Annotated in this window: 11 protein-coding genes; 6 read left to right on the forward strand and 5 right to left on the reverse strand. The window is 38.8% G+C overall.

Annotation, left to right across the window (positions count from 1 at the left end; genetic code table 11):
- Nucleotides 1-127: 127 nt before the first annotated feature.
- Nucleotides 128-2026, reverse strand: coding sequence for a molecular chaperone DnaK (gene dnaK / locus LC418_RS16710; RefSeq protein ID WP_223559982.1), 1899 nt, complete (start codon nt 2024-2026; stop codon nt 128-130).
- 257 nt (nt 2027-2283) lie between these two features.
- Here dnaK and ppk1 point away from each other — a divergent pair, with 257 nt between their 5' ends.
- The 6 genes from ppk1 to LC418_RS16740 all read left to right on the forward strand — a co-directional run bounded on the left by ppk1 (nt 2284) and on the right by LC418_RS16740 (nt 10367).
- A complete protein-coding gene (ppk1, locus tag LC418_RS16715; RefSeq protein WP_111956708.1) occupies nt 2284-4356 on the forward strand; it encodes a polyphosphate kinase 1 in 2073 nt (690 codons plus the stop codon).
- A complete protein-coding gene (locus LC418_RS16720; protein ID WP_111956706.1) occupies nt 4353-5237 on the forward strand; it encodes a Ppx/GppA phosphatase family protein in 885 nt (294 codons plus the stop codon). Before ppk1 ends, LC418_RS16720 begins: the two co-directional genes overlap by 4 nt.
- Before the next feature lie 272 nt (nt 5238-5509).
- On the forward strand, nt 5510-6163 hold the full coding sequence (locus LC418_RS16725; protein ID WP_223559983.1) for an NAD-dependent epimerase/dehydratase family protein: 654 nt from the start codon (nt 5510-5512) through the stop codon (nt 6161-6163).
- A gap of 5 nt (nt 6164-6168) precedes the next feature.
- Nucleotides 6169-6315 (forward strand): hypothetical protein, encoded by a 147-nt coding sequence (locus LC418_RS16730; protein WP_223559984.1) that lies wholly within the window; start codon nt 6169-6171, stop codon nt 6313-6315.
- A 192-nt stretch (nt 6316-6507) separates the two neighbouring features.
- The gene (locus tag LC418_RS16735) at nt 6508-9546 is read left to right on the forward strand and encodes a choice-of-anchor I family protein (protein ID WP_223559985.1); all 3039 of its coding nucleotides are present in this window, start codon (nt 6508-6510) and stop codon (nt 9544-9546) included.
- 110 nt (nt 9547-9656) lie between these two features.
- Nucleotides 9657-10367, forward strand: coding sequence for a barstar family protein (locus tag LC418_RS16740; RefSeq protein ID WP_223559986.1), 711 nt, complete (start codon nt 9657-9659; stop codon nt 10365-10367).
- 56 nt (nt 10368-10423) lie between these two features.
- Here LC418_RS16740 and LC418_RS16745 read toward each other — a convergent pair whose 3' ends face one another.
- From LC418_RS16745 to LC418_RS16760, 4 genes are all read right to left on the reverse strand, one after another.
- Complete coding sequence (locus tag LC418_RS16745; protein ID WP_223559987.1) at nt 10424-11992, reverse strand: flotillin family protein; 1569 nt, start codon at nt 11990-11992, stop codon at nt 10424-10426.
- A 30-nt stretch (nt 11993-12022) separates the two neighbouring features.
- Nucleotides 12023-12589, reverse strand: coding sequence for an NfeD family protein (locus tag LC418_RS16750; RefSeq protein WP_111956696.1), 567 nt, complete (start codon nt 12587-12589; stop codon nt 12023-12025).
- 199 nt (nt 12590-12788) lie between these two features.
- The gene (locus LC418_RS16755) at nt 12789-13037 is read right to left on the reverse strand and encodes a NifU family protein (RefSeq protein WP_002977212.1); all 249 of its coding nucleotides are present in this window, start codon (nt 13035-13037) and stop codon (nt 12789-12791) included.
- Nucleotides 13038-13082: 45 nt separating this feature from the next.
- A complete protein-coding gene (locus LC418_RS16760; protein WP_111956694.1) occupies nt 13083-14192 on the reverse strand; it encodes an Mrp/NBP35 family ATP-binding protein in 1110 nt (369 codons plus the stop codon).
- Between the last annotated feature and the right edge of the window lie 12 nt (nt 14193-14204).

A 14204-nucleotide genomic window follows, 5' to 3' on the forward strand; every position in this document is an offset into this window, starting at 1 on the left:
TTTATTTAAAGTATTTTAAATTTAGACTGCAAAGATATAATGTAAAATAAAAAAATCGCCGTAAACATTAAATTTACAGCGATTTGATAATTTATTTTAATCGATATTAACCGATGATAATTGCTACTTACTTAACTTCTTCGAAGTCTGCATCCTGTACATCATCAGCACCTCCTGCATTTCCTCCAGGATTCTGAGCTCCTGCATCTGCACCCTGAGCCTGTTGTCCTGCTGCATACAGTTCTTCTGAAGCGGCCATCCATGCTGCATCTAAAGCTTCAGTTTTAGCCTTCACATCGTCTGCGTTTTTAGCTTCGAAAGCTGTTTTCAATTCTCCGTGAGCTGCTTCAATAGCTGCTTTTTTATCAGCAGACAGCTTTTCTCCGAATTCTTTTAACTGCTTTTCAGTCTGGAAGATCAATCCGTCAGCTTTGTTAAAGATTTCAACTTCTTCTTTTTTCTTAGCATCTGCTGCAGAGTTTTCCTGAGCTTCTTTCTTCATTCTTTCGATTTCTTCGTCAGAAAGACCTGAAGAAGCCTGGATCTTAATCGTCTGCTCTTTTCCGGTACCTTTATCCTTCGCAGAAACGCTTAGGATACCGTTGGCATCAATATCGAAAGTTACTTCGATCTGAGGAACTCCTCTTGGTGCAGGTGGAATATCTGCAAGATCAAATCTTCCGATTTCTTTATTATCGTTGAACATTGGTCTTTCTCCCTGTCCTACTCTGATGCTTACAGCCGGCTGGTTGTCAGAAGCTGTAGAGAATACTTCAGATTTTTTAGTTGGGATCGTAGTGTTCGCTTCAATTAATTTCGTGAATACAGAACCCATTGTTTCAATACCTAGAGAAAGTGGTGTAACGTCAAGAAGCAATACATCTTTTACGTCTCCTGTCAATACTCCTCCTTGGATTGCAGCTCCAACAGCTACTACCTCATCCGGGTTAACTCCTTTTGAAGGTTTTTTACCAAAGAATTTTTCCACTTCTTCCTGAATGATCGGGATTCTTGTAGAACCACCTACCAGGATTACCTCATCGATATCAGAAGTTGATAAACCTGCATCTTTCAATGCTTTTGCTACCGGCTCCATAGATCTTCTTACTAAATCTGAAGCCAATTGCTCGAATTTAGCTTTAGTTAAAGTCTTTACCAAGTGCTTAGGACCTGTCGCTGTCGCTGTGATATAAGGTAAGTTGATCTCTGTCTGAGCAGAAGAAGATAGCTCGATTTTTGCTTTTTCAGCAGCTTCTTTTAATCTCTGAAGTGCAATAGCATCAGATTTAAGATCTACTCCTTCTTCAGCCTTGAATTCATCTGCCATCCAGTTGATGATCACATCATCAAAGTCATCACCTCCTAAGTGTGTATCACCGTTAGTAGATAATACTTCGAATACTCCGTCACCTAAATCAAGGATAGAGATATCGAAAGTACCTCCACCAAGGTCATATACAGCAATCTTCTGGTCTTTATGGTTTTTATCCAAACCGTAAGCCAATGCAGCAGCTGTAGGCTCGTTGATGATTCTTTCTACTTTAAGACCTGCGATTTCTCCAGCTTCTTTAGTAGCCTGTCTCTGTGCATCGTTAAAATATGCAGGAACCGTGATTACCGCTCTTGTTACTTCCTGTCCAAGATAATCTTCAGCTGTTTTCTTCATTTTCTGAAGTATCATTGCTGAAATTTCCTGTGGTGTATATTCTCTGTCGTCGATTTTTACTTTTGCCGTATCGTTTGGTCCGGATACTACTTCATAAGGTACTCTTGAAATTTCTTTAGCATCTTCCTTAAAATGAGTTCCGATAAATCTTTTGATAGAGTATACAGTTTTCTTTGGATTCGTTACAGCCTGTCTTTTTGCAGGATCCCCTACTTTTCTCTCACCATCTTCTGTAAATGCTACGATAGATGGAGTCGTTCTTTTACCTTCCGCGTTAGGGATAACAACAGGGTCTTTACCCTCCATTACAGCAACACATGAGTTGGTTGTTCCTAAGTCAATTCCAATTATTTTACTCATAATATTTATATTTTTTCTAATTTTTATATTTTAATTTACACTCTCAATTTCTCAATATCTGTACCATATCCTATTTTGTGACAAAATGACAGAATCAAAAATGGTCAAAGTAAACAACATCCGCCAGATTATGTTAAATTGTACTATTCAAGACAGTTTGAACATTGAGAATATTAAAAAATTAATCAAAGTTTAACCTTAGAAATATCAGATTAAACTGTACGAATTGCTATTTTTGATAAAATATAAACTTTAGAATGTCAGTACACTTCAATCCGCGAGATATTACATGGCTTGCTTTCAATGAAAGGGTTTTACAGGAAGCTATGGATGAAAATGTCCCCTTACATTTAAGAATACGCTTCCTGGGAATTTTCTCCAACAATTTAGATGAATTTTTCAGGGTACGTGTGGCAGGGTTAAAGCGGGCAATGGATTTTAAAGAAAAAGTGATCGCTGAATCTTTCTATCAGCCACCATCAAAGATTCTTCAGCGTATTAACGAAATTGTGATCAGACAACAGCAGAATTTTGATAAAACCTGGAAGCATATTCAAGCTGAAATGGCGGGGCTTAAGGTTTCTATTAAAACCTCTAAGAACCTGACCGCCAAACAGAAGGAATTCGTGAGACAATATTTTGATGAAATAGTAGAATCCAATGTGATCCCTATCCTGCTTCATGAAAATACTCCGATGCCTTATCTGAGGGATAAAAGCCTCTATCTGGGTGTCGCCATGAGAAAAAAAGACTGGCAGTATTCTAGCAATTATGCAATTATTGAAATTCCGTCACGTTTTGTAGGAAGATTTGTCCTGCTGCCTACGGAAGATCCGGAAGAAAAAAACGTTATGCTGCTTGAAGATGTTATTACATTCAACCTTCCGCATATTTTTTCTTATTTTGGCTATGACGAATTTTCTGCCAATGCCTTTAAAGTAACGAAAGATGCTGAACTGGATCTTGACAATGATATCCGGACCAATTTTGCAGAAAAAATAGAAAAGGGACTTAAAAACAGAAGAAAGGGAAAACCTACCCGTTTTGTTTTTGATAAGGATATGGACAAGGCTTTACTGGAACTTCTTATCCGAAAATTGAATTTAACAAAAAAAGACAGCATTATTCCGGGAGGAAAAATTCATAATTTCAAACATTTTATGGATTTTCCTGATGTTTTTGAAACGTATGAAAGACCAGAGGAAAGATCTTCTTTTACCCATCAGGCTTTTGAAAACGGAGAAAGAGTGACTGATGTTATCTTGAAAAAAGATGTTCTGCTTACTTTTCCTTATCACAAATACAATCCGGTAATCGATCTTTTACGCGAAGCTGCCATGGACCCAGATGTAAAATCTATCCAGATCACTGCTTATCGCCTTGCCAGTAATTCAAAGATCAGCAATGCCCTGATCTACGCCGCCAGAAATGGTAAAGAAGTAACGGTCATGCTGGAACTTCAGGCAAGGTTTGATGAAGAATCCAATCTTAAGTGGAAAGAAATGTTTGAGCCTGAGGGAATTACCGTGTTGGTAGGCCTCCCGAATAAAAAAGTACACGCTAAGCTTTGTGTAATCAAAAAAAGAGCACACAATAAAACACTCCAGTATGGTTTTGTAAGCACCGGGAACTTCAATGAAAAAACGGCAAAAATATATGGTGATCATTTATTAATGACTTCAGACCGTGGCATCATGGCGGATATCAATAAAGTATTTAATGTCCTGAAAAAACCAAAAGATGATTTTCTTCCGATTCTGAAAACCTGTAAAAATTTAATGATCTGTCCACAGTTCATGCGCGAAAAGATCGTTCACCAGATAGATAAGGAAATCGAAGAAGCCAAAGCAGGAAGAAGAGCAGAGATCATCGTTAAGGCCAATTCCATGAGTGACAGAGCCCTTATTGAAAAGCTTTACGAAGCTGCAAAAGCCGGAGTCATTACAAAAACGATCGTAAGAGGAATTTACTGCCCCGTCAACCAAAAAGAGTTTAAAGAAAAAATAAAGGCAATAAGTATTGTCGACGAATACCTGGAGCATGCAAGGGTTATGTATTTTTATAATAAAGGTGCAGAAGACATTTACATCTCATCTGCCGACTGGATGACCCGAAATCTGGACTACAGAATTGAAGCGGCTGCAAAGATCACAGATAAGGAACTGAAGAAGGAATTGAAAGATATTCTCGACATTCAGTTAAGAGATAACGTAAAAGCTCGTATTTTAGACAAAAAATTGAGCAACGAGTATGTGAGGAATGATAAAAAGGAATGCCGTTCTCAAATAGAAACCTACAAATATTTAAAAGCTAAAACAAGCAAAAAATGAAGATTGCAGCGATAGATATAGGAAGCAACGCCGCCAGACTTCTGATCAATGAAGTAAAGATCAGCAACAGGAAACCTGAATTTATAAAACTAAATCTTTTAAGAATTCCTTTGAGGTTGGGTATGGATGTCTTCACCATGGGAATGATTGGTGAGGAAAGAGAAAAAATGGTCGTCGATTCTATGAAAATTTTCAGCGACCTTATGAAGATCTATAAAGTAGAGCATTACCGTGCCTGCGCCACCAGTGCCATGCGTGATGCCTCCAATGGAAATGAAATCATCAGACGAGTTCAGGAAACTTCGGGAATCAATATAGAAATTATTTCCGGTGACGAGGAAGCTACCCTTATCTATGAAAACCATGTTGCTGAAGGTCTTGATAAAGAGTTTGCCTATCTGTACATTGACGTGGGAGGAGGTTCCACGGAACTTACTTTTTACGAAAACGGAAAAATGGTCTACGAAAAATCCTTCAATATCGGAACCATCCGTCTTCTGAACAATCTGGTAACACCGGAAAACTGGCAGGAAATGAAGGATGAGATCAAAAAGAATATAGTCAGTAAAAAGCCTGTTGTAGCTATCGGTTCCGGAGGAAATATCAATAAGGTTTTCTCGATGAGTAAGACTAAAGACGGCAAACCGATGACACTTTCCCATCTTAAAAAGGTTTATAAGGAGTTTAATGAGCTTTCTGTAGAGGAAAGGATGACCAAGCATACCCTCAGAGAAGACAGAGCCGATGTTCTGGTTCATGCTCTCAGGATCTTCAATAACGTCATGTCCTGGTCGGATATCAACAGGATATTTGTTCCTAAAATTTCCGTAGCTGATGGGCTTATCCACAATATCTACAGCCAGTTGCACGAAAAAAAGTAAATTTCTACTCTATATTATTTGAAAACCAGCCATCATTTGGCTGGTTTTTATTTTTATGCCATTGAAGTAATCTCAATCTTTAAATTTTTAAAACATTAAAAGTATCCCAGTGATTAAGATTATTAAAAAGATTGCTCACATCATTCACAATGACGGAAGGTTTCATCCTCTAAAGCTACTCTTTAGTATTATCTTTCAAATTGTAAAATTTTTACTGTACATTTAAAGTAAAACTAAACGTAGTACGTCATACATAATATCAACAGAAAAAAATGAATCCGATTAAAATAATTCTTACAGGTGCGACCGGTATGGTAGGTGAAGGTGTTCTAATGGAATGCCTTGAAAATCCTAATGTTTCCGAAATATTAAGTGTAAGCAGAAAGCCTTCCGGAAAAACACATGCTAAACTCAAAGAATATTTAATTCCGGACTTCCTGTCCATATCTCTGAATGATGAAAATCTTAAAGGCTATGATGCCTGTTTCTTCTGTGCAGGAATCAGCAGCGTGGGAATGAGCGAAGAAGATTACACGAAAATCACCTACGATACTACGATTCATTTTGCCAAAGCAGTTCTGAACCAAAATCCGGAAATGGTCTTCAACTATGTTTCAGGAGCATCTACGGACAGTACAGAAAGCGGAAAGCTCATGTGGGCAAGGGTAAAAGGCAGGACAGAAAATGCTTTGAAAAAAATGGGTTTCAGAAACGCCTTCAATTTCCGCCCCGGATTCATGAAACCCGTTGAAGGCCAGATTAATGTGAAATGGTTCTTTAAACCATTTATTTGGGTTTTTCCTGTTTTATTACCTTCAAAATCATTAACTTTACACGAAGTAGGTAGAGCAATGATCAATGCCGTACATAGAGGCTATCCTACATCTACTTTGGAAATTAGGGACATTAAAAATTTAGCAATATGAGGGATATGTTAAAAAGAATAGTTCTTGTTGTTTTTATACTTTTGGTTCTGATGGCTGTTTCAGGATTTTTATATATGCAGAAACATCCTCTGGAAGGGAAAACTTCTGCGGATAAAACACTGAATATTTCAGGAAGCAAGGTAACTGAGTAAACAGTAAAAATAAAAGAAACCTAGAAAGCAGATCAGTTGGTTTGCAATTTTGCCTTTTTTTCATATACCTTTCTTTCCATTTTTGACTTTTCACAATAACTGTTACCTTTTTATTAAACATTTCTTAAAACTCCATTAAAATACTTGCCGTATATAAAGTTCATTTTTGCATACATCTAATGCAAGTAAAAAATGACCCACAATTACCTATTAAAAGGATCTGTCATTGCCGCATTCTTCCTTCAGGGCGGACTTTTCGGACAGACACTTATCCATTACTGGAATTTCAACAACAATGCTTCAGCCACATCTATTACAACTCCCTCTTCCACTCTGGTCAGCGGATCTCTTACTGCTGTAGCAGGCGGGACCAGCGAAATCGATTTTGCAGGTGGGACAGGACAAAATTTCAGTATTGCCAATTTAAATACAAGAAACGGCGATCCTTCCGGAACCCATTTACGATTCAACAATCCAATCGGGGGAGCTTTACAGTTTAATCTTCCTACAACAGGGTATCAAAATGCTATTGTAAAATTCACAACAAGAAGATCCGGTCAGGGGGCAGGAACTCAGACCTGGTCTTATTCGACAGATGGAACTACTTTTGTTCCGTATCAGACTGTTAATCCTCAAGATACCGATCCTCAACTGATCACTTTTGATTTTTCTTCAGTTTCAGGAGTTTCCAACAATCCGAATTTTAAATTAAAAGTAGAATTTTCCGCCACAGGAGGTGGAACGGGAGGAAATAACCGTTTTGACAATTTTACAGTAGATGGCACCGCTACCGGAGGAATAGATACTACACTTCCAACGACTGCCTATTTTCCTGCTCACAACACAAATAATGCTTCCATTTCGGTAAACCCAGCTATTTCTTTCAATGAAAATGTAAGACTTACTGATAATTCCGCGATCAACGATTCTAATGCACAAAGCCTTGTAGAGTTCCGTATTGGAAATGCTTCAGGCACTCAGGTTCCCTTCACTACAACTTTTAACAGTAATAAGATTACAGTAATTCCGACAACAGCACTTACTCCCGGACAGACCTATTACCTGGCTTTAAAACCCAATACGGTTGAGGATATAAGTGACAATGAAGTAACAACAATAACTTCCAGTACCTTTGCTACAGCGGTAACAACGGTTTCTCTGGATAAAAACTTCATTAAGGTTAATGAAAATGCAGGAACTCTCGCGTTCAAGATCAATGTAATCAATCCTTCCGCAGCTACAGTCAATCTTGTGGTAAAGCCGGCACCGTTCAGTACGGCAGACAGCAATGACTTCACTTTAGCCAATCAGACGATCAATATTATACCTTCTACAGCAAGTTACACAGTCAATATCCCGATCATTGATGATACGATGGAAGAACAGCAGGCAGAATATTTCGTGGTAAGCCTTGAAAATCCAACTGGAACGGCTATTTCCGGAGATAATACAGCCACTGTTTATATTGTGGATAATGATAAGCCTGCACCGGTTCCTTCAGGGCAGATTCAGCTGAACTATGTCGGAAGTTTTGATCCTTCAGGAAATAACAACAGTTCTACGGAGATTGTCGTTCATGACCCGGCCAGCCAGAAATTATTTACCATCAGTTCGATCACGGATGTTTTTGATATTATTGATTTCACTAATCCTAATGCTCTTTCTGTAGTTAGAACGGTGAATATGGCCCCTTATGGAGGAATCACAAGTATCGCTGTTAAAAACGGAATCATTGCAACGGCTTCCCCGAATGCAGATCCACAACAGAACGGTTCCGTGGTCTTTTTTGATATTAACGGAAACTTCCTGAAACAAGTCACTGTAGGTGCTCTTCCTGATATGATCACTTTCACTCCGGACGGAACAAAAGTGATCACGGCTAATGAGGGTGAGCCCAATGATGCCTATACCACAGATCCTGAGGGAACGATCAGCATCATTGATATCTCGGGTGGTATCGGAAATCTTACGCAAAGTAATGTTACAACCCTTAATTTTAACAGTTTCGATTCCCAGACAGCCGCTTTGATGGCAACGGGGCTGAGAAAAGTGAGAACAAACAATACTCTTTCCCAGGATCTGGAACCTGAATATGTTACGGTAAGTTCAGACAGCCAGAAAGCATGGGTAACGCTACAGGAAAATAATGCAATCGCCGAAATCAATTTAGCCACAAAAGCAATTACAGGAATCTGGGGATTAGGTAAGAAAGATATGAGCCTTCCGGGTAATGGTTTTGATGCTTCGGATAATAATGGTGAGGTACTGATCGCCAATTGGCCTGTAAAAGCCTACTACATTCCTGATGCAGTACAGAATTACAAAATAGGAACTACCAATTATATCGTCACAGCCAATGAAGGGGATGAAAAAGATCTTTCCGGATACAGTGAAAGAACAACAGTTGGGGCTAATACTTATACTTTAGATCCTGTGTTGTTTCCCCAGGCATCTGTTCTAAGGGCTTCCCATAATTTAGGAAGATTCAGGGTTTCCAGCGCGACAGGAAATACAGATGCAGACTCAGAATTTGAAGAGATCTCAGCTTTGGGAGCACGTTCGTTCTCTATTTTCAATGCAGATACAAAACAGTTGGTGTATGACAGCGGTGACCGTTTTGAAAGATACATTTTCGCAAAGCATCCACTTATTTTTAATGCTGATAATGAAAGCAACGGTGTTAAAAACAGAAGCCGTGCCAAAGGTCCTGAACCGGAAGGGGTTGCCTTGGGCACCATCAATGGACAGACTTATGCTTTTATCACTTTAGAAAGAACCGGAGGAGTAATGGTTTATAATATTACTGATCCCAATAATCCTACGTTTACGGATTACAAGCATTCCCGTTCTACCTCAGCTTACGGTGGTGATAATGGACCTGAAGGCATCACTTACATCGCTCCAGGAAATACAACAACCGGAAAAGGCTATGTGATTATTGCCAACGAAATCAGCGGAACATTATCACTGTACGAAGTTGCTTCTCCTATAACATTAGGAACCGGAGAAATAAAAACAGATAGAGCGACATTCAATGTATTTCCTAACCCTGTAACGAAAGGAAATACATTATATTTCAACAGGGCACAGGATTATGAGCTGTACGATATGTCAGGAAAGATGCTTGGAAAGGAGAAAAATGCTTTAACAATAGATAGTTCAAAGCTTTCTGCAGGCGTTTACCTTGTGAAAACATCAGAAGGTCACATCAAGAGAGTTATTGTAAAATAGAATATCTGATTGAGTTGATTGAAAGGCCCTGGATTTCCGGGGCTTTTTTTTTTGACTTGTAAATTCAGTAAATTTACTCCCTTACTAATGCCCTGAAATAATTAAAAAATATGTTTGGATTTGCCTTTGACAGTGAAACAGAACTGGAAATCATTGCCCTTATTGACAACGTAAAAAATATTGAAAGCCCTGCGGCTATTATTTACCGTACCGTACGGCTCATTAATGTTGATAACGTTTCTAATCTGATATCAGCAATAGAAAATGCCGCAAAAATCTATGAAAACAACGGTTTCATCTGTTTGCTTGATGATAAAAAATCTATTGTAACCAAGACTTTTATTAGCAATATCAGAATAGTAAAGTCCCAAAAAAATAATATCACTTTATTGGGACAAATATGGTGTCATCCTCCAGGTTATCATAAAGCCTGGAAAATGAGGCTCAATAATGAAATTGTCCAAAAGAATATCTGGAAAAGTTTCAGGAAAGAAGAATTACAGGGCTGGCTTGTTTATGCCCTTCACACAACGACAATAGGCCAGGTAAAAGAAAATATCAGTATTCAGATCGACGGAAATGAATTTCATAATTTAGATGGCTTCTTCTGTACTTTAGGAGAAGAAGTTAACGGTATTGGCGGATATTTCGGACGTGGATTTGGGGCATTGAATGATTGCCTCTGCGGAGGATTTGGCGTAAAAACTATGTCAAAATTAACCTGGCTTAATCATCAAAGAAGCAAAAAAATATTTAAAACTAAATTTGATAAGATACTTCAGATTTTTGCAGATCACCACGTAAAAGTTATTTTAAAATAAAAAGCCTCGGGCGGAAAGCAAAGCTTTCCGCCCGAGGTATATCCATTATCTTAATGTTACGCTTTCGGAGTTTCAGGCTCCGGATTCATATCATCAAAATTCTTTTTCTCTTTCTTCTCGGGAACCAGTACAACTTCTTTCTGTACCTCATCTGGCTTTCCTTTTAAATATTCGGGTAAATTAAGACCAGCCATATTAAACAGATCGTTCAGCGGCGGTACTGTTTTCATCATTCCTGAAACAAAATTAGCGGTAGAACCATTTCCGTCCTGTCCGTTTCCACTGTCCCAAACCGTAATTTTATCGATTTTAATATTCTTAACGGCTTCCACCTGAGTTTTAACCAATTCAGGAAGTTTTTCAATTAACAGTAACTGGAAGGCACTGTTGGTATCCCCTCCTGCAGCCTGTACTATTTTATCGTAACCTTCAGCCTGCTTGGTCAGGATTTCGTAAAGACCTTTTGCTTCCGCTTCCATTTTAGCAAAAATAGCATCTGCTTCCCCTTTTGCCTGTAATCTGATTTTCTCAGCTTCAGCCTGCGCATCAATAATGGCTTTCTGTTTTGCAATTTCTGCATGAACTACAATATTGGCCTGTTGCGTAGAACGTTCTCTTTCTGCTCTTGCGGCTTCCGCTTTCTGTTCTGCAAGGTAAGATTCTTCCAAAGATCTTGCGGCCTGTACTTTTTCTGCTGCAGTGGCAATTCTTAATGCTTCCGCCTCTTTTTCTCTTCTTTCAGCATCAGAGTTGGCTATGGTAATTTTAGCTTCATTCTCCCCTTTTACTGCAATGGAATTTGCTAGTGAGGTGGCAATTCTGGATTCTTTTTCCGCTTCCGCCTTACCGATAGATTCATCTTTTATGGCCGCTGCAATACTGATCTCTTTATCTTTTTGCGTGATGGCAATTTTTACGTCTCTGTCTCTTTGGGTTTCTGCAATCTGAGTATCTTTTTCCCTGTCGGCAATTGCTTTTCCGGTTTCCCCGATCTTCGTTTGCTCGGCAACACTGATAATAGCTTCGTTAATAGCTTTTGCCGCTGCTTCTTTACCCAAAGCTTCAATATATCCGGACTCATCTCTGATATCCGTTACATTCACGTTGATCAGCTTTAAACCGATTTTCTTTAATTCCGTATCTACGTTTTTAGAAATATTGTCTAAAAATTTATCTCTGTCTGAGTTGATTTCTTCAATTGTCATCGTAGCAATCACCAAACGAAGCTGCCCGAACAGGATATCTTTGGAAAGCTCCTGGATTTGTTCCTGAGCCAGTCCCAATAATCTTTCTGCTGCATTTCCCATAGAATCCGGTTCTGTAGAAATGGCGATGGTGAATCTACATGGTACATCTACACGGATATTCTGTCTGGACAGGGCATTGGTAAGATTGGCCTCTATAGAAATGGGTTTCAGATCAAGGTAAGCAAAATCCTGAATAACGGGCCAAACAAAAGCACCACCTCCATGGATACATTTTGCTGAGGTACCGCCTGTTTTACCGTAAATAACCAAAATTTTATCCGAAGGACATCTTTTGTACCTAGAGATAAGGGCCAAAAATGTGACGAATAGTACAAGTACAATAACTAATGTTAAAATAAGACTTCCTGGTATTGCCATAAATAGTTTTTATAAAATGGTTGATAATAATTAAATTTTTGAAACGACAAGAATCTTGTCATAGATGTAAGTGACTCTCACAGAGTCACCGGACGGAATATTTTCTTTTGCTTCCGTCATTGCAGGAAGTTCGTGGCTGGTTCCGTTCACAGAAATGGTGATCTTGCCTTTTCCGCTCATATCTGCAGGAATGGTAAGATAAACTTCTCCTGCCCTTCCAATCAGGTTTTCCATCTTGAACGTATTGTCTTCCGTAAGTTTAAGGATCTGCATGATAAGAATAAAGAACAGAAATATAAATCCGGCTCCTACAAGCACTGCAACAAAAATCAACAGTGACTTGTTGCCTATTGAACCATAGAATGCTACACCACTCCATCCAAATCCTAAAAGGAAATTGATCAGGTTTCTGAAAGAAAATAACTGAAAAGGACTGTCAGCATGGCTGTCGCCGCTAAAATCAGCATGAATTGTATCTCCGTGGCCGCCTCCGACAAAAGTAAGAACCGTTTGAATTAGAAAGATAAGGCTAGCTGCTATGGCTGTATACCAGAACCCCTGTTGCAGTGGCTCTAAGTTTTGCAGAAATTCAAACATAAGATGCGTTTTTAACAAATATAATTAAAAAAAATAAATAAAGCCAATAAAAATCAGTATAAAAGACAGCTATAAGTGTAAATCGTGGAACGTTAAAATGCTCATCAAACATAACCCTTAAAAATAGTATCAGGAAATGGGAGCACAAAAAAAGACAGGCTGAAAAAACCTGTCTTAAAAAAATATTTCGTGTAATTTTTTACTCTACATTGATTACTTTTTCAATTTCCGGGGCATGTTGCTTAATGGTATTTTCTACGCCCAGTTTCAGGGTTGAAAAATTCAGCGAACACCCGGAACAGTTACCCAAAAGTTTTACAAAAACCTGGTTATCCTTCACGTCAATAAGCTCGATATCGCCTCCATCCTTATTCAGGAACGGTCTGATGCTTTCCAGAGCTTCCATTACTCTCGTTACTGTATCTTCGTGTGTTATATTTGTTTCCATATTTCTTTAGTTCAATTCGGTTTTTTCAAACTTAATTGAAAATCATTATTTTTTAGCTTTCGGCGAGCATCCTGCCATAGTGGTAATCTTTACAGCTTCTGTAGGCGGAAGGTTTTTATTTCTTTCCACAAGACTTTCCACCATATTTCTTGCCGTTTCGGTATAGATCTCTGCAATTTTAGATCCTTCCTGAAGCGCAGCCGGTCTTCCGACATCTCCCGCTTCTCTGATACTCTGGATCAATGGAATCTCTCCCAATACCGGAATCCCCAGATCTTCAGCAAGATACTGAGCTCCCTGTTGTCCAAAGATGTAATACTTGTTATCAGGAAGTTCTGCCGGCGTAAAATACGCCATATTTTCGATTAATCCAAGAACCGGAATGTTAATACTTTCCATCTGGAACATTGCGATCCCCTTTCTTACGTCTGCCAATGCTACATGCTGAGGGGTACTCACAATTACAGCACCGGTTACAGGTACTTCCTGGATGATGGATAAGTGAATATCCCCCGTTCCCGGAGGAAGGTCAATCAATAAAAAGTCAAGTTCACCCCATGCTGCGTCTCTGATCATCTGATTCAAAGCTTTGGAAGCCATAGGGCCTCTCCAAACTACAGCCTGATTGGCTCCTGAGAAATATCCTATAGACAGCATTTTCACCCCGTAATTTTCTACAGGCTTCATCATACTTTTACCGTTAACTTCTACAGAGATCGGCTTTTCACCTTCCGTATCGAACATCGTAGGAACAGACGGTCCATAGATATCAGCATCCAGTAATCCTACTTTGAAACCCATTTTAGCTAAAGTAACTGCCATATTTGCAGCCACTGTAGATTTTCCTACACCTCCTTTTCCGGAAGCAATAGCTATAATATTCTGAATTCCTGCAATCTGCTTACCTTTAATCTGGCTCTGCTGAATCTCGCTGGGCTCCGGAGAAACAATTTTTAATTTCAGATTAATATCTTCTCCAAACTCACTGGCAAAAGCCTGCTTCATAGCTGCCTCCAGCTTTTTCTTTTCGTGCATTGCCGGTGAATGGGCAGTCATGTCAATATAAACATCATTACCCATGATTTGAAAGTTATTCACCAAATCGTCTACTTCTATCTCTTTAAGGAAATCTTGAACCTTTTCTTTCGTCAACATACTAAATATAAA

This window comes from Chryseobacterium lathyri, assembly GCF_019970085.1.
GTDB classification, from domain to species: Bacteria; Bacteroidota; Bacteroidia; order Flavobacteriales; family Weeksellaceae; genus Chryseobacterium; species Chryseobacterium lathyri.